Origin of the sequence: Hydrogenophaga sp. OTU3427, from assembly GCF_038440225.1 — a bacterium.
Lineage (GTDB): Bacteria > Pseudomonadota > Gammaproteobacteria > Burkholderiales > Burkholderiaceae_C > Hydrogenophaga.
This window is the reverse complement of the sequence record NZ_JASATI010000003.1, coordinates 14,870-39,260: the sequence shown is the minus strand read 5'-3', so window position 1 is coordinate 39,260 and position 24,391 is coordinate 14,870. Positions and strand designations below refer to the sequence as shown.

The 24,391-nt window shown below is 68.0% G+C and carries 27 protein-coding genes; 14 read left to right on the top strand and 13 right to left on the bottom strand.

The features are described from left to right. Positions 1–2 precede the first annotated feature (2 nt). Genes AAHB17_RS02450 through AAHB17_RS02440 form a run of 3 tightly spaced genes read right to left on the bottom strand, consistent with a single transcriptional unit; the run spans position 3 to position 2,090 of the window. A complete protein-coding gene (locus AAHB17_RS02450) occupies positions 3–749 on the bottom strand; it encodes a spermidine synthase (protein WP_342128863.1) in 747 nt (248 codons plus the stop codon). Further along, positions 749–1,240 (bottom strand): DNA-deoxyinosine glycosylase, encoded by a 492-nt coding sequence (locus AAHB17_RS02445; RefSeq protein ID WP_342128862.1) that lies wholly within the window; start codon positions 1,238–1,240, stop codon positions 749–751. The genes AAHB17_RS02450 and AAHB17_RS02445 overlap by 1 nt, the downstream gene beginning before the upstream one ends. Before the next feature lies 1 nt (position 1,241). Beyond that, the gene (locus AAHB17_RS02440; RefSeq protein WP_342128861.1) at positions 1,242–2,090 is read right to left on the bottom strand and encodes a TatD family hydrolase; all 849 of its coding nucleotides are present in this window, start codon (positions 2,088–2,090) and stop codon (positions 1,242–1,244) included. A 272-nt stretch (positions 2,091–2,362) separates the two neighbouring features. Here AAHB17_RS02440 and AAHB17_RS02435 point away from each other — a divergent pair, with 272 nt between their 5' ends. From AAHB17_RS02435 to AAHB17_RS02425, 3 genes are read left to right on the top strand one after another with little or no spacing between them, the layout of a single operon-like run. Then, positions 2,363–3,151 carry an SDR family NAD(P)-dependent oxidoreductase gene (locus AAHB17_RS02435; protein WP_342128860.1) on the top strand — a complete coding sequence of 263 codons (789 nt, stop codon included), beginning with the start codon at positions 2,363–2,365 and terminating at the stop codon, positions 3,149–3,151. Between the two features lie 47 nt (positions 3,152–3,198). Then, positions 3,199–3,729, top strand: a complete 531-nt coding sequence (locus tag AAHB17_RS02430) for a Maf family nucleotide pyrophosphatase (RefSeq protein WP_446719550.1) — start codon at positions 3,199–3,201, stop codon at positions 3,727–3,729. After that, complete coding sequence (locus AAHB17_RS02425; RefSeq protein WP_342128858.1) at positions 3,726–4,505, top strand: SAM-dependent methyltransferase; 780 nt, start codon at positions 3,726–3,728, stop codon at positions 4,503–4,505. The genes AAHB17_RS02430 and AAHB17_RS02425 overlap by 4 nt, the downstream gene beginning before the upstream one ends. A 307-nt stretch (positions 4,506–4,812) precedes the next feature. Here the strand turns inward: AAHB17_RS02425 and purH are convergent, their stop codons facing one another. The 3 genes from purH to dusB are packed head-to-tail and all read right to left on the bottom strand — an operon-like array spanning position 4,813 to position 7,671. Continuing rightward, positions 4,813–6,390, bottom strand: a complete 1,578-nt coding sequence (purH, locus tag AAHB17_RS02420; protein WP_342128856.1) for a bifunctional phosphoribosylaminoimidazolecarboxamide formyltransferase/IMP cyclohydrolase — start codon at positions 6,388–6,390, stop codon at positions 4,813–4,815. 31 nt (positions 6,391–6,421) lie between these two features. Then, positions 6,422–6,670, bottom strand: a complete 249-nt coding sequence (locus AAHB17_RS02415) for a helix-turn-helix domain-containing protein (RefSeq protein ID WP_342128855.1) — start codon at positions 6,668–6,670, stop codon at positions 6,422–6,424. Further along, positions 6,667–7,671 (bottom strand): tRNA dihydrouridine synthase DusB, encoded by a 1,005-nt coding sequence (gene dusB / locus AAHB17_RS02410; RefSeq protein ID WP_342128854.1) that lies wholly within the window; start codon positions 7,669–7,671, stop codon positions 6,667–6,669. The genes AAHB17_RS02415 and dusB overlap by 4 nt, the downstream gene beginning before the upstream one ends. Before the next feature lie 142 nt (positions 7,672–7,813). Between dusB and AAHB17_RS02405 the strand changes: the two genes are divergently transcribed. Next, entirely contained in the window at positions 7,814–8,296 is a 483-nt protein-coding gene (locus AAHB17_RS02405; protein ID WP_342128853.1) for a YqaA family protein, read from the top strand. Positions 8,297–8,306: 10 nt separating this feature from the next. On the opposite strand, the gene AAHB17_RS02400 is transcribed toward AAHB17_RS02405, so the two are convergent. The 4 genes from AAHB17_RS02400 to AAHB17_RS02385 form a co-directional block, all read right to left on the bottom strand. Beyond that, on the bottom strand, positions 8,307–9,011 hold the full coding sequence (locus AAHB17_RS02400) for a response regulator (protein WP_342128851.1): 705 nt from the start codon (positions 9,009–9,011) through the stop codon (positions 8,307–8,309). Between the two features lie 137 nt (positions 9,012–9,148). Beyond that, positions 9,149–9,700, bottom strand: coding sequence for a DUF1415 domain-containing protein (locus AAHB17_RS02395; RefSeq protein ID WP_342128850.1), 552 nt, complete (start codon positions 9,698–9,700; stop codon positions 9,149–9,151). Positions 9,701–9,820: 120 nt separating this feature from the next. Next, on the bottom strand, positions 9,821–11,482 hold the full coding sequence (ettA, locus tag AAHB17_RS02390) for an energy-dependent translational throttle protein EttA (RefSeq protein ID WP_342128849.1): 1,662 nt from the start codon (positions 11,480–11,482) through the stop codon (positions 9,821–9,823). A gap of 78 nt (positions 11,483–11,560) precedes the next feature. Then, entirely contained in the window at positions 11,561–12,109 is a 549-nt protein-coding gene (locus tag AAHB17_RS02385; RefSeq protein WP_342128848.1) for a hypothetical protein, read from the bottom strand. A 217-nt stretch (positions 12,110–12,326) separates the two neighbouring features. Here AAHB17_RS02385 and AAHB17_RS02380 point away from each other — a divergent pair, with 217 nt between their 5' ends. From AAHB17_RS02380 to AAHB17_RS02370, 3 genes are all read left to right on the top strand, one after another. Then, positions 12,327–14,045 (top strand): DEAD/DEAH box helicase, encoded by a 1,719-nt coding sequence (locus AAHB17_RS02380; protein ID WP_342128847.1) that lies wholly within the window; start codon positions 12,327–12,329, stop codon positions 14,043–14,045. A 75-nt stretch (positions 14,046–14,120) separates the two neighbouring features. Beyond that, positions 14,121–15,170 (top strand): endonuclease/exonuclease/phosphatase family protein, encoded by a 1,050-nt coding sequence (locus AAHB17_RS02375; RefSeq protein WP_342128846.1) that lies wholly within the window; start codon positions 14,121–14,123, stop codon positions 15,168–15,170. 4 nt (positions 15,171–15,174) lie between these two features. Beyond that, complete coding sequence (locus tag AAHB17_RS02370; RefSeq protein WP_342128845.1) at positions 15,175–15,945, top strand: SDR family NAD(P)-dependent oxidoreductase; 771 nt, start codon at positions 15,175–15,177, stop codon at positions 15,943–15,945. Here AAHB17_RS02370 and AAHB17_RS02365 read toward each other — a convergent pair. Together AAHB17_RS02365 and AAHB17_RS02360 are read right to left on the bottom strand one after the other, a co-directional pair. Continuing rightward, positions 15,933–17,144 (bottom strand): MFS transporter, encoded by a 1,212-nt coding sequence (locus tag AAHB17_RS02365; RefSeq protein ID WP_342128844.1) that lies wholly within the window; start codon positions 17,142–17,144, stop codon positions 15,933–15,935. The two genes, AAHB17_RS02370 and AAHB17_RS02365, sit on opposite strands and share 13 nt — an antisense overlap. Further along, entirely contained in the window at positions 17,137–17,583 is a 447-nt protein-coding gene (locus tag AAHB17_RS02360; protein WP_342128843.1) for a MarR family winged helix-turn-helix transcriptional regulator, read from the bottom strand. The genes AAHB17_RS02365 and AAHB17_RS02360 overlap by 8 nt, the downstream gene beginning before the upstream one ends. Before the next feature lie 67 nt (positions 17,584–17,650). Between AAHB17_RS02360 and AAHB17_RS02355 the strand changes: the two genes are divergently transcribed. From AAHB17_RS02355 to AAHB17_RS02340, 4 genes are all read left to right on the top strand, one after another. Beyond that, complete coding sequence (locus AAHB17_RS02355) at positions 17,651–18,061, top strand: PaaI family thioesterase (protein ID WP_342128842.1); 411 nt, start codon at positions 17,651–17,653, stop codon at positions 18,059–18,061. A gap of 19 nt (positions 18,062–18,080) precedes the next feature. Continuing rightward, positions 18,081–18,623, top strand: coding sequence for a PaaI family thioesterase (locus tag AAHB17_RS02350; RefSeq protein WP_342128841.1), 543 nt, complete (start codon positions 18,081–18,083; stop codon positions 18,621–18,623). 4 nt (positions 18,624–18,627) lie between these two features. Then, on the top strand, positions 18,628–19,041 hold the full coding sequence (gloA, locus tag AAHB17_RS02345) for a lactoylglutathione lyase (RefSeq protein WP_342128840.1): 414 nt from the start codon (positions 18,628–18,630) through the stop codon (positions 19,039–19,041). Between the two features lie 87 nt (positions 19,042–19,128). Continuing rightward, on the top strand, positions 19,129–20,661 hold the full coding sequence (locus AAHB17_RS02340; protein ID WP_342128839.1) for a S8 family peptidase: 1,533 nt from the start codon (positions 19,129–19,131) through the stop codon (positions 20,659–20,661). Between the two features lie 42 nt (positions 20,662–20,703). On the opposite strand, the gene AAHB17_RS02335 is transcribed toward AAHB17_RS02340, so the two are convergent. Next, positions 20,704–21,012 (bottom strand): DUF3579 domain-containing protein, encoded by a 309-nt coding sequence (locus tag AAHB17_RS02335; RefSeq protein ID WP_342128838.1) that lies wholly within the window; start codon positions 21,010–21,012, stop codon positions 20,704–20,706. 258 nt (positions 21,013–21,270) lie between these two features. Between AAHB17_RS02335 and AAHB17_RS02330 the strand changes: the two genes are divergently transcribed. Genes AAHB17_RS02330 through AAHB17_RS02320 form a run of 3 tightly spaced genes read left to right on the top strand, consistent with a single transcriptional unit; the run spans position 21,271 to position 24,389 of the window. Next, positions 21,271–22,473, top strand: a complete 1,203-nt coding sequence (locus tag AAHB17_RS02330; protein WP_342128837.1) for an aspartate aminotransferase family protein — start codon at positions 21,271–21,273, stop codon at positions 22,471–22,473. Beyond that, positions 22,473–23,420, top strand: coding sequence for an ornithine carbamoyltransferase (gene argF / locus AAHB17_RS02325; protein ID WP_342128836.1), 948 nt, complete (start codon positions 22,473–22,475; stop codon positions 23,418–23,420). Before AAHB17_RS02330 ends, argF begins: the two co-directional genes overlap by 1 nt. 36 nt (positions 23,421–23,456) lie before the next feature. Continuing rightward, entirely contained in the window at positions 23,457–24,389 is a 933-nt protein-coding gene (locus AAHB17_RS02320; protein WP_342128835.1) for a class I SAM-dependent methyltransferase, read from the top strand. Positions 24,390–24,391 lie beyond the last annotated feature (2 nt).

Below are 24,391 nucleotides of genomic sequence, written 5' to 3'. Positions count from 1 at the left end.
GTTCAAGCCACGGGCTTGAACAGCTTGAGCCACTTGACCGCCGGCAGGCCCCAGCGCGCCTGCACGGCTTCGGCCCGGGCCAGCAGGGCCATGCGGGTCGGGCGCTGCGGCGTGCGCTGCGCCAGCACCACGGTGTTGCCCTCGCGCGTGGGCTTGAAAGCCCAGACCGCCTCGTCGCCAAAGGCCGCGCAGATGCGCCCCAGCGAGACGTCGTAGCTGGCGTCGCGGCCAAACAGGTTGACGGTCATGGCGCCTTCGTCGGTCAGCAGTTGGCGGCAGTGGCGGTAGAAGTCCTCGTCGTCGAGCACGGGCGCGGCGGCCTCGTGGTCGTAGAGATCCACCTGCAGCGCGTCCACCGTGCCGCGGTGTGCGTCGCGCTGGATTTCCTGGCCGGCGTCGGCCAGCAGCACCTGCAGGCGGGCACTGTCGGGCGGCAGCTTGAACCAGGTGCGGCAGGCCGCCAGCACCTGCGGGTTGAGCTCGACGGCCGTGGTCTTCATGCGCAGCTTCTTGAAGCAGAACTTGGTCAGCGTGGCAGCGCCCAGGCCCAGCTGCATGGCCTGGCGTTTGCCCACGCTGTCGGGCTCGACGAACAGCAGCCACGCCATCATGCGCTGCACGTAGTCGAGCTCGATGTCAAATGGCGCGTCTATCCACATCGACCCCTGCACCCACTCGGTGCCCAGGTGCAGGTAGCGCACGTCGCCGTATTCCGAGAAGTTCACCTCGGGAAGTTCCATGGCCGCCATCAGACCCCCACCGCGTGTTGCAACAAGACCTCGCGCCAGGCCGCCAGCTTGCGCTCGAACGACCAGCTGGCGTTGGCCGGACTGGTGGAGGGCAGGCGGTAGACCGGCAGGCCCAGCGCCTGGGTGTGGCGCGCGTGGCGGAAACTCTCACCGCCGTTGTGCGCCACCGCCTGCAGCCGCGGGCACAGGCGGCGCAGGCCACTGAGGTCGTTGGGCTGGGCGTGGCGGATGGCGCTGTCGAGGCTGCCCTCGCGCTCGCAGGCGGCGTACACGTCCCACAGGCCAAGGCCACGCGCGTGCAGGGTTTCAATTCGTTCGGCGTAAGGCATGTCGGTCAGGGGCAGTTGCCAGATGGCGGCAAGTATCTTCCAGAAATGGTTCTGCGGATGGCCGTAGTAGCGTTGTGTTTCAAGTGAGCGCCGACCCGGAAAACTGCCCAGCACCAGCAGGCGGGTGTGGGTGTCCAGCACGGGCGGCAAGCCTTGTTGCATGTCAGTGTGCCCCGTCCAACAGCGGCGCCAGGCGCGGCAGGGCCTGGACGGCGTTGGCCGTGGTGGCCTCGGCCAGCACTTGGGTGTCGATGCCACGCAGCTGCGCCAGCACGCCACCGATGCGCGGCAGCTCGGCCGGCGTGTTGAGCCCCTGGGGCTCGCCGGCGGCGCGGCGCGCGGCGGGGGTGTAGAGCCACTGCGGCGGCATGTCGGGCGCGTCTGTCTCCAGCACCAGCGCGTCCAGCGGTAGGCCGGTGGCCAGGCGGCGCAGCTGGCGCGCGGTGTCGAAAGTGAGCGCGCCGCCAAAGCCGAGCTTGAAGCCGCGCGCCACGAAGGCCTGGGCCTGCACCTCGCTGCCGTTGAAGGCGTGGGCGATGCCGCCGGCCACGTCGATCTGGCGCAGGTGCTTGAGCAAGGCGTCGGCCGAGCGCCGCACATGCAGGATCACCGGCAGGCCATGGCGGCGGGCCAGGCGCAGCTGCTCGCGGTAGAAAAGGGTCTGGCGCTCGCGCATCCCGGGGGTGCACAGCGCGGGCACGAAAAAATCCAGGCCGATCTCGCCCACCGCCACCAGGCGGGGATCGCCATGCCAGCGTGTCAGGGCGTCGTCCAGCCGAGCGAGATCGCCGTCGTCGGCCTGGGGCACGTACAGCGGGTGGATGCCCAGTGCATACGCGTCGCCCGTCTGGTGGGCGAGTTGGCGTATGCCATCGAAGTGGGCCACCGCCACCGCGGGCAACACACACAGCCGCACGCCCTGCGCGCGCGCGCGCGCCCTCAGATCCGTCACCGGCGCGGACGCCTCACCGAACTCCGGGGCGTCGAGATGGCAATGGCTGTCGATCCACATGCACCGATTGTGCCGCCGGGCGTTTCTCAAGAAATCCTGACAATTGTTTAGGATTGCCCACTGGAAATTAACAATCAAGGCACATAAGCTTGGCGTCACTGGTGGGGTCATGCCCCAACCAGCCCAAAAGAAGGCAGGGAGGACCTATTCATGGCCGGCGCCGCGCACATCAGCATGGCGCTGGCCGGGTGGCCGCAGAGGGTCCATGGCGTCGGCACAGGCATCGCCTCCGGCACGATCCGCGGCCCCCATCCATTGGCACAATGGCAGGCATGAACCTGCCCACCCCTCCCCACCTCACCATCCTGACCGGCGCCTCGCGTGGCATGGGCCTGGCGATGGCCCGCCAGCTGCTCACGCCGGGCCGCATCCTCCTGTGCATTTCGCGTCGCACCAACGACGAACTTGCGGTCTTGGCGCAAACCCGGGGAGCCCACCTGGAGCAGTGGTCGCAGGACCTGGCCGACAGCCAGGAGGCCGCCGAGCGGCTGGAACGCTGGCTGGGCAGCCTGCACGCGGCCGAGCTGGACAGCGCCACACTCATCAACAACGCCGGGGTGGTTCCCCACATCGGCCCGCTGGGCAGCATCGCCGCCACCGACCTGGCCAACGCCCTGCGTGTGGGCCTGGAAGCGCCGCTGGCGCTGAGCAGCGTGTTCCTGCGCGTGACCGGCCGTTGGGTGCAACAGGGCTGGAGCGGGCCGCGCAAGTTGCTCAACATCTCGTCCGGCCTGGGCCGCCGCGCCATGGCCTCGCAGACGGCCTACTGCACGGCCAAGGCCGGCATGGACCAGTTCAGCCAGTGTGTGGCGCTGGAGGAAGCGCAGCACCCGCAGGGCGTGCGCGTCGTGTCGCTGGCGCCCGGTGTGATCGACACCGACATGCAGGTGCAACTGCGCGGCGGCGACCCGGCCGCCTTTCCAGACATCGGCAACTTCATTGGCATGAAGGACAAGGGCCAGCTGACCAGTCCCGAGGCCGCCGCCGCGCGTGTGCTGGCCTACCTGGAACGGCCCGACTTCGGCGCCAAGGTGGTGGCCGACGTGAGGGACCCCGCGTGAGCCGGCCGGTGATCCTGGGGTCGACCTCGCGCTACCGCGCCGAGCTGATGGGCCGCCTGCGGCTTCCGTTCGAGCAGGCCGCGCCCGACGTGGACGAAACCCCCCAGCCAGGCGAAGCCCCCGAGGCCCTGGCACGCCGCCTGGCCCTGGCCAAGGCGCGCGACGTGGCGCGGCGGTTTCCGCAGGCGGTGGTGATCGGCAGCGATCAGGTCGCCGACCTGGCCGGCACGCCGCTGGGCAAACCCGGCACCCACGAACGCGCGGTGGCGCAACTGCGCGCCATGCGCGGACAGACCGTGGTGTTCCAGACCGCGCTGGCCGTCGTGTGCCTGGCCACCGGCTTCGAGCAGGCCGACCTGGCCGCCGTGCGGGTGGTGTTCCGCGATCTGGGCGACGACGAGATCGAACGTTACCTGCGCGCCGAGCAACCCTACGACTGCGCCGGCAGCGCCAAGAGCGAGGGCCTGGGCATCGCGCTGCTGGAGCGCATCGACAACGACGACCCGACCGCCCTGGTGGGCCTGCCGCTGATACGCACCTGCCGCCTGCTGCGCGCCGCCGGGGTGCAGCTGCTGTGAGCACCTCATCACCCAAGGGCACGCTCTACCTGGTGCCGACGCCGCTGGACTTTGGCTGCGACACGTCGCAAGCCACACCGCTGCCCCAGGTGCTGCCGACCCACACCGTGACCGTGGCTGCGGGGCTGACACACTGGATCACCGAAAACGCCAAGAGCACCCGCGCCTTTCTCAAGCGGGTGGGTGAGGTGGCGCCGCTGGCGGCGCCCCTGCAATCGCAGCAGATCACCGAACTGCCGCGCGAGGTGCACAAAAAAGGCGACCACGGCCCGGGCGGGTTTGACGCCAGGCCGCTGCTGACCGCAGCGCTGCAGGGCCACGACATCGGTCTGGTGAGCGAGGCCGGCATGCCGGCGGTTGCCGACCCCGGTGGCTCGGTGGTGCGGGCCGCGCACGAGCTGGGACTGCGTGTGGTGCCCTTGGTCGGTCCTTTGTCACTGATGCTCGCGCTGGCGGGCAGTGGGCTCAACGGCCAGCACTTCGCCTTTGTGGGCTACCTGCCGCAGGAGCCTGGCGAACGCACGCAGCGGATACGGGAGCTGGAAGCGGTGGCGCTCAAGACCGGGCAGACCCAGATCGCGATCGAGACGCCCTACCGCAACACCGCCCTGCTCAAGTCGCTGGTGCAGAGTCTGCACACGCACACACGCTTGGCGGTGGCCTGCAACATCACCTTGCCATCGGCGGCACAACACAGCGCGCTGGTGAGTGATTGGCGCCGCGCTGTCCCGACGCTTCCGCTGGACGGGCCTGCCGTGTTTTTGTTCGGGCGCTGAGGGGCTTCATTGAGGCCTTGGCGAATCGGGGCGACCGGGTGCCCTGTTCCGCGGCTGTCCTCCGCCGGCTGCGCCGGCTCCCCCTTTATGCCGCTGCACAGGACACCCAGCCACCCCGATCTGCAACGATGTGGGCACACCACCACGGGCATGCCCACATGGTGGATGCCCGAGGGCATGCGGTGCCTGGCGCAGCGGCATAAAGGAGGAAGCGGCGAAGCCGCTGGGGGACAGCCGCGGAGCCAGGCACCGCGTGTCCTCGGGCGCGAGGGAGCACCCGACGCGCCGAGCAAAAACAACCGGGCAATCAGTGCCGGAAGTGCCGCACGCCCGAGAACACCATCGCCACGCCACGCTCGTTGGCGGCGTCGATGACCTCCTGGTCGCGCATCGAGCCACCCGGCTGCACCACACAGGTGGCGCCGGCATCGACCACCACGTCCAGCCCGTCGCGGAACGGGAAGAAGGCATCGCTGGCGACGGCGGTGCCAGCCAGGGACAGGTTGGCGTGGCCGGCCTTGATGCTGGCGATGCGGGCCGAGTCGAGGCGGCTCATCTGGCCAGCGCCCACGCCCATGGTCATGCCGTCCTTGCAGAACACGATGGCGTTGCTCTTGACGAACTTGGCCACCTTCCAGGCGAACAGCAGGTCATCGAGCTGCTGCTCGGTGGGTGCCAGCTTCGTCACCACCTTGAGGTCGCTGCGCTGCAGTTCGTGGTTGTCGGCGGTCTGGATCAGCAGGCCCGAACCCACGCGCTTGACGTCGTGCGAGTTCTGACCGCGTTCCCACGCGGTCTTGCCGTCGCGCTTGACGCCGGCCAACGAGATTTCGAGCACGCGCACGTTGGCCTTGGACTGGAACACGGCCAGGGCCTCGGGCGTGAAGGCCGGAGCCATCAACACCTCGACGAACTGCTTGCTCACCGCCTGTGCGGTGGCGCCGTCCACCGGCGTGTTGAAGGCGATGATGCCGCCAAAAGCGCTGGTGGGGTCGGTCTGGAAGGCCTTGGCGTAGGCCTCGGCGCTGTTGGCGGCGATGGCCACGCCACAGGGGTTGGCGTGTTTGACGATGACACAGGCCGGCACGTCGAAGCTCTTGACACATTCCCAGGCAGCGTCGGCGTCGGCGATGTTGTTGTAGCTGAGTTCCTTTCCCTGCAGCTGCTTTGCGCTGACCAGCGAGCCGGGCGCGGGGTAGAGGTCGCGGTAGAAGGCGGCGGCCTGGTGCGGGTTCTCGCCGTAGCGCAGGTCCTGCAGCTTGACCATGTTGCTGTTGGCCTGGGCCGAGAAGGCGGCGTGGCTGCCGTCCTCGTTGATGGCCGACAGGTAGTTGCTGATGGCGGCGTCGTAGTTGGCGATGCGGTTGAACGCGGCCACCGAGAGCGCAAACTTGGTCTTCTTGCTGATGGCGCCAGCCTTCAACTCGGCCAGCACACCGGCGTACTGCGAGGCATCGGTCAGAACCGCCACATCCTGCCAGTTCTTGGCGGCGCTGCGCACCATCGCCGGGCCGCCGATGTCGATGTTCTCGATCGCGTCCTCCAGCGTGCAACCGGGCTTGGCCACGGTGGCCTCGAAGGGGTAGAGGTTGACCACCAGCAGGTCGATGGTGTCAATGCCGTGTTCCTTGAGCGAGGCCATGTGGGCCGGCAGGTCGCGCCGGGCCAGCAGGCCACCGTGCACCTTGGGGTGCAGGGTCTTGACGCGGCCGTCCAGCATCTCGGGGAAGCCGGTGTGGTCGGCCACCTCGGTCACCGGCAGGCCGGCGTCGACCAGCAGCTTGGCGGTGCCGCCGGTGGACAGAAGCGACACGCCCAGCGCGTGCAGGCCTTGGGCGAATTCAAGAACGCCGGTTTTGTCGGAGACCGAGATCAGTGCTTTCATGGGGAGGGCTCGTGGAGAAATAAAAAACGGGTCAGCCGCGTTCGATCAGCTGGTGCTCGACCAGCTTCTTGCGCAGGGTGTTGCGGTTCAGGCCCAGCCACTGGGCCGCGCGCGACTGGTTGTGCTGGGCCTGGAGCATCACCACTTCGAGCAGCGGTTTTTCCACTGCCTGCAGCAGCATGTCGTAGAGGTTGGCCGGCTCGGTGCCATCGAGATCGTTGAAGAAGGCGGCCACGCTGTCGCGAACGCAGTCCTGCAAGTTGTTCGGTTTGGAGCTCATGCCGCCAGTTTCCATTCTTGTTGTTGGGCAAAGTAGTCGCGCACGCAGCGCAGCTGCGCGTCGCAGCTTTCAATGGCGTTGATGCGTTCGCGGAACGCCGCCGTGGCCGCCGCGCCGCCAGGCAGGGCGCGCGCGTACCAGCCGAGGTGCTTGCGTGCGGTGCGCACGCCGGTGAATTCGCCGTAGAGGGCGTAGTGGTCTTCGAGGTGTTCCAGCAGCCAGGTCCGCAGCTCGTCAGCGGTGGGAGGCGGCAGGTGCTCGCCGGTGGCCAGGAAGTGGGCGATCTCGCGGAACAGCCAGGGCCGGCCCTGGGCCGCGCGGCCGATCATGATGGCGTCGGCGCCGGTGCACGCCAGCACACGCTGCGCAGCCTCGGGGCTGTCGATGTCGCCATTGGCCACCACCGGAATCGACAACACACTCTTGATGCGGGCCACGGTGTCGTGCTCCGCCTCGCCCTTGTAGCCTTGCTCGCGCGTGCGCCCATGCACGGTCAACATGGCGATGCCCGCCGATTCGGCGGCACGCGCCAGCAATGGGGCGTTCTTGTGCGACTGGCACCAGCCGGTGCGCATCTTGAGCGTGACCGGCACGCCATGTGGCGCGCAGGCGGCCACCACGGCCTCGACGATCTGCAGCGCCAGGGTCTCGTCCTGCATCAGGGCCGAGCCGGCCCACTTGTTGCAGACCTTCTTGGCCGGACAGCCCATGTTGATGTCGATGATCTGGGCGCCGCGGTCCAGGTTGTAGCGGGCCGCGTCGGCCATCATCTCGGCGTCGGTGCCTGCGATCTGCACCGCGATCGGCGCCTGCTCGCCGGCGTGGTTGGCGCGGCGCGAGGTCTTGAGACTGTTCTGCAGGTCCGGCCGCGAGGTCACCATTTCGCTCACCGCATAGCCCGCCCCGAGTTGCTTGCACAGGCGGCGGAACGGCCGGTCCGTCACCCCGGCCATGGGGGCGACAAACAAGCGGTTGGGCAAGACGTAGGGGCCGATCTGCATGGACGAAAAAAACAACCCTGACGCGGACGGCAGCCAGGGTTGTTTGCTGAAAATTTGTGCACCGATTGTAGCCAATCGGCGTTTCAACGGCTGAAATCCCGCGCACCACGCCGACGCCTGGCGGCTGCCTATACTGGGTCACATGGAAGCGTGGTTGCACGGCCTGCTGGCCGCCCTCAGTCTGCCCCAATACGGGCTCAGCACGGTGTTTGTGGTGGCCCTGATCTCGGCCACCCTGCTGCCCATGGGCTCGGAGCCGGTGGTGTTCGGCCTGGTCAAGCTCAACCCCGAGCTGTTCTGGCCGGCGGTGCTGGTGGCCACCGCGGGCAACACCCTGGGCGGAGCCATCAGCTGGGCCATGGGTTACGGCGCCCACCACGCGGTGGACCGCGCACGCGGTCAGAACACCGAGGCCAAGGCACTGCGGTGGCTGCAACGTTTTGGCCCCAAGGCCTGCCTGCTGAGCTGGTTGCCTGCCGTGGGGGACCCGTTGTGTGCGGTGGCCGGCTGGCTCAAGCTGCCGTTCTGGCCTTGCCTGGCCTACATGGCCGTGGGCAAGCTGCTGCGCTACCTGGTGATGACGGCCGGCCTGCTGTGGGTCTTTCCGGGCGGCATCAGCTTCTGAAAGCCAGGACTCAAGCGGTTTCGACGCGGTGCTCCTGCACCGCCGCCGACATGCGGTTGCCCAGCAATTGCTCGATCAGCGGCGGCAAGTCGTTCACCAGGCGTGGCTTGTGCACCACCGGCACCTGGTCGAGCGCGAACGCGTAGGGCGCGCGCTGGGCTTCGTCCAGGCCGGTCAGCACGATCAGCTTGCACTGACCGAACAGGGCGTGGGAACGCAGGCCGGTGATCAGGTTGGCGCCATCGATGCCGGGCAGCATGATGTCGACCACCAGCAGGTCGGGCTGCAACTGGCCAAAAGAGGCCAGCCCGGTGATGCCGTCGCTGGCCACATGCACCTCCAGCCCGGGGAACTTCTGCTTGAGCAGCAGCGCGACCAGGTTCTGGAAATGGGTCGAATCCTCGATCAGCAGCAGGCGGGGCGGGCGTTGGCCCATGCGCAGGCGGCGCGGGCTTTCGCGCCCGGTGGCCGCGCCTTCCGGCGCCACACCGGCGTCGGTCCGGCCGCCGCTGCGGCTGCCCGCCAGCCAACGCTCCAGCGATTCGCGCGAAATCCGGCGGTGGCCGCCCGGAGTCTTCCAGGCCTGCAGGTCACCCCGGTCCACCATCAGCTGGACCGAGCGCACGGCCATGCCCAGCATCTTGGCCACCTCGATGGTGGTGTAGTAGTTGGACGCAGAGGCCACATCGGCCCGCACCAGGCTTGAAGTATTCACGGAAGGACCTCGACAGTGAAACAACGCTCAAATCAGTTTTGAGCGTTTTAGCAATTTTAACCCCACAGCCGTCGAGATGCCAAATCTGGTTTATCACATCGAAAAGGGTTTTTGCGGCGCTGCGCGCCGGCCATGGCTCAGTGCTCGGGTCGCAACAATTCCCGCCAGCCCTGCGCGCCCAGCGCCAGCAGCCGCTGCTGGTTGCGCTCGACAATGGTGTCCACATCATCACCCGAGGCGACGGCGCGCTCGACGCTGTCTTCGCGCAGCAGGTGCAAGGTGGGATAAGGCGAGCGGTTGGTGCAGTTGGTCACGTCGTCCGGGGCCGTGCCGTCGAACTGAAAGGCGGGGTGAAACGGCGCCACCTGTATCACACCTTCCAATTCATGCTCGGCCACCACGTCGTCGACAACGTTCAGGAAATCGTTGAAGACTTCAAAGTCAGGAAACAATGTCGGGTGCACCAGCAAGGTGGTGTCCACCTGCTCCGCGGGCGTGTCGCGCAGCAGGTCGAGTTCGCGGTCCAGTTCGTCCAGGAACGCGTCCAGGTGCCGCGCGTGACTGACCACGATGCGCACCTGGTTCTTGACGTACACCGCCTTGGCGAACGGGCACAGGTTGAGCCCGATCACCGCCTTCTCTATCCAGCGGCGCGTGTCGGCCAGCACGGTGTCGTCGTTAAGTTCCATCGAAACATCCGGAGAAAAGTGTCTTAACCAAGGATGCCGTGGGTCCGGCTCCGCCGGCCCACAGGCATCGCCCCCTTGAAGGGGTGACGGCCCGGGCATCGGGCCGGCGCGGGGGTGGGCTTACTTCAACGCCTTGTAGCGGAAACGCTTGGGCTTGGCGCCCTCTTCGCCCAGGCGCTTCTTCTTGTCGGCTTCGTACTCCTGGTAGTTGCCATTGAAGAAGACCCACTGGCTGTCGCCTTCGGCGGCCAGGATGTGGGTGGCGATGCGGTCGAGGAACCAGCGGTCGTGGCTGATGACCAGCGCGCAGCCGGCGAATTCGAGCAGTGCGTCTTCGAGCGCGCGCAGGGTTTCGACGTCGAGGTCGTTGGAGGGCTCGTCCAGCAGCAGCACGTTGCCGCCTTCGGCCAGGGTCTTGGCCAGGTGCAGGCGCCCGCGCTCGCCGCCCGAGAGGCTGCCCACGCGTTTTTGCTGGTCGCCGCCGGAGAAGTTGAATCGGCCGCAGTAGGCGCGGCTGGGCATCTGGAACTTGCCCACGGTGATCATGTCCAGGCCGCCGGAGATGTCTTCCCACACGGTCTTGTCGCCGGCCAGGCCGTCGCGGCTCTGGTCGACCACGGCCATTTTCACGGTCTGGCCGATCTTGACCTCGCCGCTGTCGGGCTGCTCCTTGCCGGAGACCAGCTTGAACAGCGTGGACTTGCCGGCGCCGTTGGGGCCGATGATGCCGACGATGGCGCCGGCGGGAATCGTGAAGCTGAGGTTGTCGATCAGCACGCGGTCGCCAAAGCTCTTGGAGACGTTCTTGAACTCGATCACCTCATTGCCCAGGCGCTCGGCCACGGGAATGAAGATTTCGTTGGTCTCGTTGCGCCGCTGGTATTCGACGTCGCTCAACTCTTCGAAGCGGGCCAGGCGCGCCTTGCTCTTGGCCTGGCGGCCCTTGGCGTTCTTGCGCACCCATTCCAGCTCCTGCTTCAGGGCCTTGGTGCGGGCGTCTTCGGTGCGCTGCTCCTGCTCCAGGCGGGCTTCCTTCTGTTCCAGCCAGGTGGAGTAGTTGCCCTTGTAGGGGATGCCGTGGCCGCGGTCGAGTTCGAGAATCCACTCGGCCGCGTTGTCCAGGAAGTAGCGGTCGTGGGTGATGGCGACCACGGTGCCAGAGAAACGCTGCAGGAAGTGCTCCAGCCACTCCACCGATTCGGCGTCCAGGTGGTTGGTGGGTTCGTCGAGCAGCAGCATGTCGGGCTTGGACAGCAGCATGCAGCACAAGGCCACACGGCGCTTTTCACCGCCGGAGAGCAGGCCGATCTTGGCCTCCCAGGGCGGCAGGCGCAGCGCGTCGGCGGCGATTTCCAGTTGGTGGTCGCTGTCGGTGCCGGCGGTGGCGATGATGGCCTCCAACTGTGCCTGCTCGGCCGCCAGGGCGTCAAAGTCGGCGTCTTCCTCGGCATAGGCCGCGTAGACCTCTTCCAGGCGTTTCTGCGCGGCGCGCACGCCGCTCATGCTGTTTTCGACCGCCTCACGCACGGTCTGCTCGGCCTCCAGCTGGGGCTCCTGCGGCAGGTAGCCGATGCGGATGCCCGGCATGGGGATGGCTTCGCCCTCGATTTCCTTGTCCAGGCCGGCCATGATCTTGAGCAAGGTCGACTTGCCCGAGCCGTTGGTACCCAGCACGCCGATCTTGGCGCCCGGGAAAAAGGACAGGGAAATGTCCTTCAGGATTTGACGCTTGGGCGGCACGATCTTGCCGACCCGGTTCATGGAAAAGACGTATTGAGCCATGGGTTTCGCTGGAAATGAGGGGCCACGCTCGCGCGGCAAACAACCTGGGATTATCGCAGGCGAGGCGTTCGCCGCACCTCAATGACCGGGATTGGCGTCAGGCGGCAGCGACGCCGCGCCCTGCACCAGGCTGCGCATCGCCTCGGGCAGGCAGCTGCGGGTCAGCCATTCGGGCGCCAGCAACTCCCATTCAGCATGTCGGACCAGCAGGTGCAGGCCACGCAGCCAGCGGTGCATGCCCACCCGGCCCATCTGCAGAACACGCTCGCCCTCGCGGGTGTGGAAGCTGATGCGGCACTGGCCGGCGTCGAAGGCGGCGTTGAGCCCGGTGCACAGCTGGTCGTCGGCGTCCGGCGATGCGTCGGGAGCCTCCAGGCCCATCTTCATGGGCGGGGCCACTTCGCCGGGCAGCGGCTCGTTCATGGCCAGCTCGTGTTCCAGCGCCACCCGGATGGCGGCGCCCGCCCCACCCTGGCCACCGGGCGCCGACGCCTCGAAGGGCCGCAGCATGGGCCCCAGCAGATGCGACACCAGGCGGCGCGTGAACCACAGGCGCGGCGTGCCGTCGTCGAACGACAGCCAGACGCGGTCCTCGCGTTTGTCGTAGCCCAATGTGGTGCTGACCATGTCCTGACCCCTGCTTGGCGTATTCGTGAGACAATACCAATTGTCGGTCATCTCAGTTGGACCGGCACCGGCACCCTGCCGGGGCGCACGACACCAGCCACACGGCGCGCGTGTTGACGCCACACCCTGAATCCATCAGCCCCCGACTGAACAGGCACCTCACACCGGTGCTTGGCCGTGGCCGATGCCCCCAGCGCCCTGGACGGGCGCCTCTTAAATGAACTTTGACGAACTGAATCTGGCTCCGGCCATCGTACAAGCGGTGCGCGAGCACGGCTACGAGACCCCCACCCCCATCCAGGCCCAGGCGATTCCCGCCGTGCTGGCCGGGCGCGACCTGCTCGGCGGCGCCCAGACCGGCACCGGCAAGACCGCTGCCTTCACCCTGCCGTTGCTGCACCTGCTGCAGGCCGGCGCGCGCGCCAAGAACCGCTTCGGCGGCGTGGGCATCCGCGCCCTGGTGCTGACCCCCACCCGCGAACTCGCCGCCCAGGTCGAGGAATCGGTGCGCACCTATGGCAAGAACCTCTCGCTGACCTCCACCGTGGTCTTCGGTGGTGTTGGCATGAACCCGCAGATCAACGCCATGAAACGTGGCGTCGACATCCTGGTGGCCACCCCCGGCCGCCTGCTCGACCTGCAACAGCAGGGCTTCCTGGACCTGTCCACCGTGCAGATGCTGGTGCTGGACGAAGCCGATCGCATGCTCGACATGGGCTTCATCCACGACGTGAAGAAGATCCTGGCCCTGGTGCCCAAGGACAAGCAGAGCCTGCTGTTCTCGGCCACCTTCAGCGACGAGATCCGCGATCTGGCCAGCAACCTGCTGAAAGACCCACAGCACATCCAGGTGACCCCGCGCAACACCACGGTGCAGCGCATCACCCAGGTCATCCACCCGGTGGGCCGCGGCAAGAAAAAGGCCCTGCTGGTCCACATCATCAACGAGCACAACTGGAGCCAGGTGCTGGTGTTCACCCGCACCAAGTTCGGCGCCAACAACGTGGCCGAATTCCTGACCAAGAACGGCATCAAGGCCATGGCCCTGCACGGCAACAAGAGCCAGGGTGCCCGCACCCAGGCCCTGGCCGACTTCAAGAGCGGCGAGATCCGCGCCCTGGTGGCCACCGACATCGCCGCCCGTGGCATCGACATCGACGAGCTGCCACACGTCGTCAACTACGAAATCCCCAATGTCTGCGAAGACTACGTGCACCGCATCGGCCGCACCGGCCGCGCGGGCAACAGCGGTGAAGCCGTCAACCTCGTGAGCCTGGACGAAGAAGGCTTCATGATGGCGATCGAGAAGTTCACCAAGCAGCAGATCCCGGTACAGATCTTCCAGGAGTTCATGCCCGAGGAAGGCGAACGCGCCGAACCCATCGCCATGGGCCGCCAGACCATCTGGGGTGGCGCCGGCAAGCCGCCGAGCCGCGAGGTGATGGCGGCTGCCGCCAAGGCCGCGCGCACCGAGATGCTGCAGCGTGTGCGCGAGAAAAAGACCGCTGACGGCGGCAACGCCGGTGGTGGCCGCGGTGGCAACGGCGGTGGCCGTGGCCGCCCCGCCCAGGGTGCCCGTTCCGACGGCCCGCGTGGTGACGGCCCCGGCCGTGCCGATGCTGGCCCGCGTGGTCCGCGCCCCGAAGGCCAGGGCCCACGTGGCCCGCGTTTTGACGGCCAGCCGCCGCGTGGTCCACGTGGCGACGGCCAGCCGCCGCGCCGCCATGCCGGTGAAGCCCGCGGCCACGGGGGTGGCAACGGTGGCCAGCCCGATCCGCTGCGCACCGGCATCGACGTGCTGGGCGAACGCGGCCGTGGCCGTGGCCGACCCGGTGGTGGCGGCCGCCCCGGCGGTGGCCGCCCGGGTGGTGGTGGCGGTCAGGGCGGTGGTGGTGGCATCGATCCGCTGCGCACCAGCTTCGGTCGCATCAAGTGACCCGCCGCTGATCACAAGCAAGCGCCTTCGGGCGCTTTTTTCATGGCCAGGCGCCGGTCGCGCTACATTGCGGCCATGCACCCCAACGACCCCAACGGCGCCAGTCCACCACGCTGGGCCACCCTCACGGTGGCCACCTGCAACGTGCTCAACCTGGCCCAGCCAGGGCGCGCCTTCTACGCCGGGCAGGACCCCTACAGCGAGGCCGAGCACGGCCGCAAGCTTGACTGGCTGGGCGACCGTTTCAAGGCCCTGAACGCCGACGTGCTGGCGGTGCAGGAGGTCTGGGACGAGGTGGCCCTGCGCGGCGCCGTCGCCCGCAGCGGCCTGCGTTACCAGCTGGTCAGCGTGCCCGGCGCCGAGAACGGCCCCGGCCAGCATGGCGCCCAGGGCACCCCACGGGTGGGGCTGGCGACGCGGCTGCCATTGGAGACCATCGAATCGGTCACGGACTTCCCGGCCGAAGCCGCCATCGAGATCCCCGGCCTGGGCCGCCATGCCCGTTTCGAACGTCCACCACTGCTGGCCACCCTGCGCATGAAACACGGCCAGCGCGTGCACGTGCTGACCGCCCACCTCAAGTCCAAGCGACCCAAGTTCCTGCAGGACGACCAAGGCCGGCCGCTGGAAGACCCGGACGACCCGCGCGTGGCGGCCGTGGCCAGCGTGCGCTCGCTGCTGATGCGGGCCGCCGAGGCCACGGCCCTGCGGCTCAAGGTGGTGGAGCTGCTGCACCGCACGCAAACGCCGCTGGTGCTCATGGGCGACCTCAACGACGGCCCACACAGCGTGACCACCCAGCTGATCGCCGCCACCACCAGCGCCGCCTACGACAAGGGTGCGCGCGACACCGCGCTCTACAACGCCTGGGACGTGCAGGTCGGCGCGGCGCTGCGCCGCGACGTCGCCTACTCGCACATCCACCTGGGCTTTCCAGAGGTGCTGGACCAGGTGCTGGTGAGCGAGGAGTTTGTGGGCGGCCAGCGCCGCAGCATCGGCGACGTGCTGCGCCTGGACGTGTTCAACGACCACCTGCACGAAGGCCGCGACCGCAGCCGCAGCGACCACGGATTTGTGCGCGCCGTGTTGCGCGTACGCCTGCCGGACACCCCAACCACTTCCTGACACCATGAACAACACCGCGATTTCTTTTGGCCTGCAAGGCCGCGTGGCCATCGTCACCGGTGGCGCCCAGGGCATCGGCGAGGCCTGCGTGCGCCGCCTGCACCGCGAGGGTGCCCGGCCCGTCATCGTCGACGTGGATGACACACGCGGCCAGGCCCTGGCGGCCGAACTCGGCCTGTGCCACCACCACTGCGACGTGGGCGACGCCCGCCAGGTGAACGCCACGGTGGCCGCCGTGTTGCAAGCCCACGGCCAGATCGACATCCTGGTCAACAACGCAGGCATCTTCAAGGCGGCAGATTTCCTGGAGGTGAGCGAGGCCGACTTCGACGCCGTGCTGCGCGTCAACCTCAAGGGCGCCTTCCTGATGGGGCAAGCCGTGGCACGGGTCATGGCCGACACCGGGCGGGGCTGCATCGTCAACATGAGCTCGGTCAACGGCACCCTCGCCATCCCGACCATCGCCAGCTACAACGTCAGCAAGGGCGGCATCAACCAGCTCACCCGCGTGATGGCACTGGCCCTGGCCGACAAGGGTGTGCGGGTGAACGCGGTGGCGCCCGGCACCATCGCGACCGAGCTGGCGGCGCAGGCCGTGCTGACCAGCGAAGACGCCAAGCGGAAGATCATGAGCCGCACACCCATGAAGCGCCTGGGCGAGCCGGCCGAGATCGCCGACGTGGTGTGCTGGCTGGCCAGCGACGCCGCCAGCTACGTGACCGGCGAGATCGTGGTGGCCGACGGCGGGCGCATGACGCTGAACTACACCGTCTGAGGGCGGCGCAGCGGCGCCTCGCGTATCGGCAGGTGCACCAGGGCGGCGGCCACGGCCAGCACGATGTCCACGTACCAGACCCAGTCGTAGGCACCGGTCATCTGGAACACCTGCCCGCCCAGCCAGGCCCCCAGAAAGCCCCCCATCTGGTGGGCCAGCATCACCAGGCCGAACAGCATGGCCATGTTGCCGGTGCCAAAGAACTTGGCCACCAGCCCGGCCGTGGGTGGCACGGTGGACAAGAAGGTCAGCCCCATGACGGCGGCGAACACCAGCACCACGGCTTCGGTCTTGGGCGCCAGCACAAACACCAGCACCGTCAGCGCGCGCGTGGCGTAGACCAGCGAGAGCAGCGACTTCATTCGCCAGCGGCCCACCGCCCAGCCCATGGCCAGACTGCCGGCGATGTTGAACAGGCCGATCACCGCCAGCGACCAAGCACCGACCTCGGCGGGCAGCCCACACGCGGCAACCACGCCCGGCAGGTGGGTGGCCAAAAAGGCGACGTGAAATCCGCAGACAAAAAAACCCGCAGACAACAACCAGAAACCGGGTTCGCGCCGCGCCCGCGCCAGGGCCTCACGCACCGGCAGCGGCGCCGATGCGACCGCCGCCCCCGCACCCGGCCCGCGCAGCACCCAGGCCGCCGGCAAGGCCAGCAGCACCAACAGGCCCAGCACCTGCAGTGCCTGCGCCCAGCCCAGGCTGGCGGTCAGCATGGCCGCCACCGGCGCCATCAGGAATTGACCAAACGACCCGCCGGCATTGACCACGCCAGTCGCCATGCCGCGACGTTCAGCCGGCATCAGCCGCACGGTCGCGGCCATCAGCACCGAGGGCCCGGCCATGCCCGCGCCGCCGGCCGCCAGCACGCCGATGGCGAAAATGAGCCCGGCGGTGCTGGTCATGAGCGGCGTGAGGAAGGTGCCCAGCGCCACCAGCAGCGCGCCCACCAGCAGCACCCGTCCGGCGCCCCCGCGGGCGGCCAGGGCGCCGGCGAAGGGCTGGGTCAGACCCCACCAGAGCTGGCCAAAGGCAAAGGCCAGGCTGATGCTGGCCACGCCCAGCCCGGTGGCCGTGTTCAGCGGCGACAGGAAAAAGCCCATGGTCTGGCGCGTGCCCATGGTCAGGGCAAAGGTGCCGGCGGCGGCCAGCAGCACCAGCCACCAGAGGCGGGCTGTCGGGGGGGATTCATTCATTGCACGTCTCCGGTTCAAAAGCGGCCAGTGCCTGGTCGAGCAGGACGTGCAGCCCGGCCACGGTGGCCGGCCCCAGCAGGTCGTTGAGTTCGAGCTGTGCGGCTTTCCAGTGCCGCTGCGCCAGTTGCCGTACCTCGCGGCCCGCCTCGGTCAGCGTCAGCAGGCGGCTGCGCGCGTTCACGCCTTCGCCCACCACCACCCAGCCGGCCGCCACCAGGGGCTGCAGGTTGCGCGTCAGGGTGGAGGCATCAAGCGCCATGCGCCGCGCCAGTTCACCCGGCGCCAACGGCCCGAGCTTGGCGATGTGGCTGAGCAGCGAATACTGCGTGGTCTTGAGCCCGGCCAGGGCCAGGTGGTGGTCGTAGTGCTGCGACACGCGGCGCGTGAGCTGGCGCAGCTTGAAATTGGTGCAGCCGGACGGCGAGGACACGGTGGACATGTGACAATTGTAGCTGCAACAATTGCATATACAATTTAATTTCAACACAACCCCACGAGGACCGCCCATGCGAACCCCGGAACAGTTCAACCAGATGGCCGCACCCCACCTGCCCGGGCACCTGGGCCTGCTCATCACCCACATCGGCCAAGGCGAGGTGCGGTCTGAAATGCCAGTGGGCCCGACCCTGATGGCGCCCAACGGCTTCCTGCACGCCGGCAGCATCGTCACCCTGGCCGACACCTCGGCGGGTTGCGGCTGCATGGCCCACCTGCCCGAGGGGGCCAGCGGCTTCACCACCATCGAGCTCAAATCCAACCACCTGGGCACCACACGCGATGGCACCGTGGACTGCACGGCACGCGCCACCCACCTGGGCAAGACCACCCAGGTCTGGGACGCCGTCGTCACCCACCGCGAAAGCGGCAAGACGTTGGCCCTGTTCCGCTGCACCCAGATGGTGCTATATCCCAAGTGAAACGACCCGAGGAACCCACATGAACCACGAACAGACATTGGCCGAATGGACGGCACAGCACGATGCCGCCAAGGCGCGCATGGCCGCCGGCGCCGGTGCCGGCCTCGCCAAGATGGAAGACCTGGTGGGCAAGACCGGCCTGCAGCAGATGCAGGCGCTGCTCGACGGCCACACGCCCTACCCCCACATCGCCGACACCATGGACTTCACCCTGGTGGAGGTGGGCGAGGGCCGCGCGGTGTTCCAGGGCACGCCCCAGATGAAGCACTACAACCCCTTGGGCAGCGTGCATGGCGGCTGGTACGCCACCCTGTTGGACTCGGCGCTGGGCTGCGCCGTGCACACCATGATGCCGGTGGGCCGGGCCTACACCACGGCCGAGCTGGGCGTGAACATCGTGCGCGCCGCCTCCTTCAAGAGCGGCCCGCTGCGCGCCATCGGCACCGTGATCCACTGCGGGCGCCAGATGGCCACGGCCGAGGCGCGCATCGTCGGCCCCGACGGCAAGCTCTACGCCCATGCCACCACCACCTGCCTGGTGTTTGAATTTCCACCAAAATAAGGGCATGAGATTCCTTCACACCATGCTGCGCGTGGGCAACCTGCAGCGCGCCATCGACTTCTACACCCAGGTGCTGGGCATGCAGCTGCTGCGCACCTCCGAAAACCCCGAGTACAAGTACTCGCTGGCCTTCCTCGGCTTCGAGGGGGGCAACCCCGGCCAGGCCGAGATCGAGCTGACCTACAACTGGGGCGTCGAATCCTATGAGCTGGGCACCGCCTACGGGCACATCGCCCTGGGCGTGCCCGACGCCTACGCCGCCTGCGAAAAGATCAAGGCCGCTGGCGGCCGGGTCACGCGCGAGGCCGGTCCGGTCAAGGGCGGCAGCACGGTGATCGCCTTCGTGACGGACCCCGACGGGTACAAGATCGAGCTGATCCAGCGGGCAGAGCAACAAGGCGGCCAGGGCCTGCGCTGACCTGAAAAAGCCGGTGATTGACCCGGGGCGGGTCTCGTTCGACAATTGTTGACAATTTGCGGCGACGTGCCGCAGGGCGAGACCCCCATGACACACACATCACCAGCACTGACACGCGCCCTGTTCGGTGCCTGGGTCGCGGGCCTGCTCGTGGCCAGCGCCTCGGCACAAACCCCGGGCGGTGCCTCGGCCGACCACCGCTTTGGCGCCTCCCGCCCCATCCTGGACAGCTACATCGTGGTGTTCAAGGACGAGGTCGGCAACCCTGGCCTGGAAACCGCCGCCGCCATGCGTGGCCTGGCCGGCCAGGTGCAGCACACCTACACCAGCGCCATCAAGGGTTTCTCGGCCCAGTTGCCGCCGGCCGCCGTGGCGGCGTTGCAAAACAACCCGCGTGTGGCCTACATCGAGCAGGACCAGACGGTGTCGCTGAACCAGACGGTGCAATCCGGCGCGACCTGGGGCCTGGACCGCATCGACCAGGCGGACCTGCCGCTCGGTGGCTCCTACAGCTACAACACCGTTGCCGCGAACGTGCGGGCCTACATCATCGACACCGGCATCCTGCCCACCCACACCGAATTCACCGGGCGCGTGGGCGCGGGCTACACCGCCATCGCCGATGGGCGCGGCACGGTCGACTGCAACGGCCACGGCACCCATGTGGCCGGCACCGTGGGCGGCAGCACCTGGGGCGTGGCCAAGGGCGTGACCCTGGTGCCGGTGCGCGTGCTCAACTGCAAGGGCAGCGGCAGCAACAGCGGCGTGATCGCCGGGGTGGACTGGGTCAGCGCCCAGAAGCAAGCCACGCCCTCGGTGCCAATGGTGGCCAACATGTCCCTGGGCGGCGGTTATTCCGCCGCGCTCAACACGGCCGTGGCGGGTGCGGTGGGCCAGGGCGTGACCATGGCCGTGGCCGCCGGCAACAGCAACACCGACGCCTGCACCGCTTCGCCAGCTTCCGAGCCCAGCGCCATCACGGTGGGCGCCACCGGCAGCAACGACGCACGTGCGTCCTACTCCAACTACGGCAGCTGCGTGGACGTGTTCGCACCGGGCAGTGCCATCACCTCGGCCTGGTACACCAGCGCCACGGCCACCAACACCATCAGCGGCACCTCCATGGCCTCGCCCCACGTGGCCGGTGTGGCGGCGCTGGTGGCCAGCGCCAACACGGGCGCCTCGCCGGCGGCCATCGCGGCCTTCATTCGCGACACGGCCACGGCCAACAAGGTGAGCAACGCGGGCACGGGCTCCCCCAACCTGTTGTTGTATGCGCTGGGCACCGGCACACCGTCGACGCCGCCCACACAGGAAGTCTGGGTGACGAACATGAGCGGCAGCACCATCAAATACGTCAATGGCTGGCGGGCCCAGGTCCTAACGACGGTGAAACTCGTGAGTGGTGATACGCCCGTGGCGGGTGTCACCGTCACCGGAACCTACGCGCCGGGCAGCACCACCAGCTGCATCACCAACGTGGCGGGCCAGTGCACACTCAGCAGCGGCCTGTTCGGCAAGTCGGTGGGAGCCACCAAGCTGACCATCACCAAGCTCGGCGGCCCATCCATCGTGGACATGGGCGGCAGCAGCCGGGAACTCACCATCACCCGCCCTTGAGCACCGGTGCACGGCCTGGCCGGGGCGGCCAGGCCGCCATGCTCAGTTGTCGGGCAGCAGGCAGGCCTCGACGATCTGCAGTTCGTTGTCGCGGGCGAAGTTGAGGCAGAAGTCCCAGGCCATGGGCTCGGCGTCGCGCAGGTCGCGGTGCACCACCACACACTTGACGCCACCCAGGGTGGTCGGAATGCACCAGGGCGAATAGCTCAGGTGGCTGCCTAGCTGCGCACCGCCCGGGCGGAAGGAACTCATGACACCCGCCAGCCGCTCGGCCCAGTCACTGGGCCGAAAGGTCTTGCCACTGAGGGTGATCCCCTGGATGAAGACTTCTTTCGCGGACGGTGCGACCATGGGTGACGGCCTTGGAGAAAATTGGAGAGGGTGCAAGCGTACCGGGATCGCCGGCTGTTGCGGTGCAGCAAGTATTATATCTTATATAAGACTTCGGCATGACCCCGGCCCCACCCCGCGGACGGGCAAGGGGCATCACACCGATGCCAAAAGCGCACCAGAACCTAGCAAGCTCTGGGCCTAAAATCGCGGTTCAACGGCTCAACCCACGTTGGGCCGACGCCTTTTCTGGCCCCTTGCAATCACGGAGTTTCTCGGATGACCGCTCACATTGAAGCCACCTCGCCGCACGTCATGAACACCTACGGTCGGCTGCCGATCGCGATGTCGCACGGCCGAGGCTGCCGAGTCTGGGACGTGAACGGCAAGTCCTACCTGGACGGCCTGGGCGGCATCGCCGTCAACACCCTGGGCCACGGGCACCCCAAGCTGGTCAAGGCGCTGCAGGACCAGGTGGCCAAGCTCATCCACAGCAGCAACTACTACCACGTGCCCGGCCAGGAGCAGCTCGCGGCCAAGCTGGTCGAGCTCAGCGGCATGAGCAACGTGTTCTTCTGCTCCACCGGGCTGGAGGCCAACGAGGCCGCGCTCAAGCTGGCACGCAAGTACGGCCACGACAAGGGCATCACCCGCCCCGAGGTGGTGGTGTTCGAAGGGGCCTTCCACGGCCGCAGCATCGCCACGCTCAGCGCCACCGCCAACCCCAAGATCCACGCCGGCTTCGGCCCGCTGGTCGATGGCTTCATCCGCGTGCCGCGCAACGACATCACCGCCTTGCGGCGCGCCACCGAAGGCAACAAGAACATCACCGCGGTGTTCTTCGAGGCCATCCAGGGCGAAGGCGGCATCCATCCCATGACCATCGACTTCATGCGCGAGTTGCGTGTCATCTGCGACGACCGCGACTGGCTGCTGATGGTCGACGAGGTCCAGTGCGGCATCGGCCGCACCGGCAAGTGGTTTGCCCACCAGTGGGCCGGCATCACGCCCGACGTCATGCCCCTGGCCAAGGGCCTGGGTTCGGGTGTGCCGGTGGGCGCGGTGGTGGCAGGCCCCAAAGCCGCCCACATCTTCCAGCCCGGCAACCACGGCACCACCTTCGGCGGCAACCCGCTGGCCATGCGCGCCGGCGTGGAAACCCTGCGCATCATGGAAGAGGACGGCCTGCTGGCACACGCCGCCCACGTGGGCACCCACCTGCAGACCGCGCTCGTGACCCAGCTGATGAACGTCAAGGGCGTGAAGGAAATCCGTGGCCAGGGCCTGATGCTGGGCATCGAGCTCGACCGCCCCTGCGGCGTGCTTCTGCAGCGTTGCGCCGAGGCCGGCCTGCTGCTGTCGGTCACCGCCGACAGTGTGATCCGCCTGGTGCCGCCGCTGATCCTGAGCGTTGCCGAGGCCGACGAGATCGTCGCCATCCTGGTGCCGCAAATCAAGCAGTTCTTGAACGAGGCGGCGTGATGAGCATCCAGCACTACCTGCAGTTCAAGGACTTCACGGCCGACGAATACGCCTACCTGCTGCAGCGCGCGGCCTTCATCAAGGCCAAGTTCAAGGCCTTCGAGAAACACCACCCGTTCGCCGACCCCGACCGCACCCTGGCCATGATCTTCGAGAAGGCCAGCACACGCACCCGGGTGAGCTTCGAGGCCGGCATGTACCAGCTCGGCGGCTCGGTGGTGCACCTGACCACCGGCGACAGCCAGCTGGGCCGGGCCGAACCCATCGAGGACAGCGCCAAGGTCATCAGCCGCATGGTCGACATCGTGATGATCCGCACCTTCGAGCAGACCAAGATCGAGCGCTTCGCCGCCCACTCGCGGGTACCGGTCATCAACGGCCTGACCAACGAGTTCCATCCCTGCCAGATCCTGGCCGACCTGTTCACCTTGGTCGAGCACCGGCCCGCCGCCAGCGGCAACCCGCTGGACGCCATCAAGGGCAAGGTCGTGGCCTGGGTGGGCGACGGCAACAACATGGCCAACACCTGGCTGCAGGCGGCCGAGCTGCTGGGCTTCACCGTGCACGTGAGCACGCCCAGCGGCTACGAGGTCAACGCCGAACTGGCCGGCATCACCGATCCGAACTGCTACAAAGTCTTCAGCGACCCGCGCGAAGCCTGCCGGGGCGCCGACCTCGTCACCACCGACGTCTGGACCAGCATGGGGTTTGAGGCGGAGAACGAAGTCCGTCGCGCCGCCTTTGCCCAATGGTGCGTGGACGAGGCCATGATGGCCGTGGCGCAGCCCGATGCACTGTTCATGCACTGCCTGCCGGCCCACCGCGGCGAGGAAGTCACGGCCGAGGTCATCGACGGCCCGCAGAGCGTGGTCTGGGACGAGGCCGAGAACCGCATGCACGCGCAGAAGGCGCTGATGGAATACCTGCTGCTGGGCCGCCTGGTCTGAGCCTCCCGCGCCCTTCCGGCGCGCTGGCCCCCTGACATGCAAGCCCTGCTCGACACCATCGCCGCCCTGCAGCAGCCCACCGACTGCGCGCGTGTCTTCCACGGGCGCGGCGGCCTGTTTGCGGGCCACGAGCACTGGACGCTGGACGCCTACCCGCCGGTCTGGGTGCTGACCAGCTTCCAGCCCGTGGCCGACGCCGAGGTGGCGCAGGTGCAACAGGCCCTGGCCACACGCTGGGCCCAGATCGCGCCGGACGAAGCGTTGAACCTGGTGTTCCAGACCCGCGTCGAGGGCCGCAGCGACACGCAACTGCTGGCCGGCAGCGTGCCCGAGCCGCACGTGGTGACCGAGGGCGGCGCGCGTTTCGCGGTGCATGTGCTGCGCGGCCAGAACCACGGCCTGTTCCTGGACATGGCCGAGGGCCGCACCTGGGTGCGCCAGCACGCGGCCGGCCAGAAGGTGCTCAACCTGTTCGCCTACACCTGCGCCTTTTCGGTGGCTGCCCTGCAGGGTGGCGCGCGCCACGTGCTCAACATCGACATGGCGGCCGGCGCCATCGCCACCGGTCAGCACAACCACGCGCTCAACGGCCTGAAGGAGCGCGCCAGCTTCATGTCGCACGACATCTTCAAGACCTGGGGCAAGATCACCCGCGCCGGGGCCTACGGCCTGGTCATCGTCGACCCGCCCAGCTACCAGCGGGGCAGCTTCGTGGCGGGCAAGGACTACCCGCGCCTGCTGCGCCGCCTGCCCGAGCTGGTGGCGCCAGGCGGCCACGCGCTCCTGTGCCTGAACGCGCCCGAACTGGGCAGCGCCTTCCTGCAGGACCAGATGCGGGAAAACGCGCCCGAACTGGTGTTTGAGCAGCGCCTGGCCAACCCGCCCGCCTTCGCCGACATCGACCCCGAGCGCGCGCTCAAGGTGCTGGTCTACCGCGCGCCCGAGCTGGCCCCACCCATACCGGGCTGACA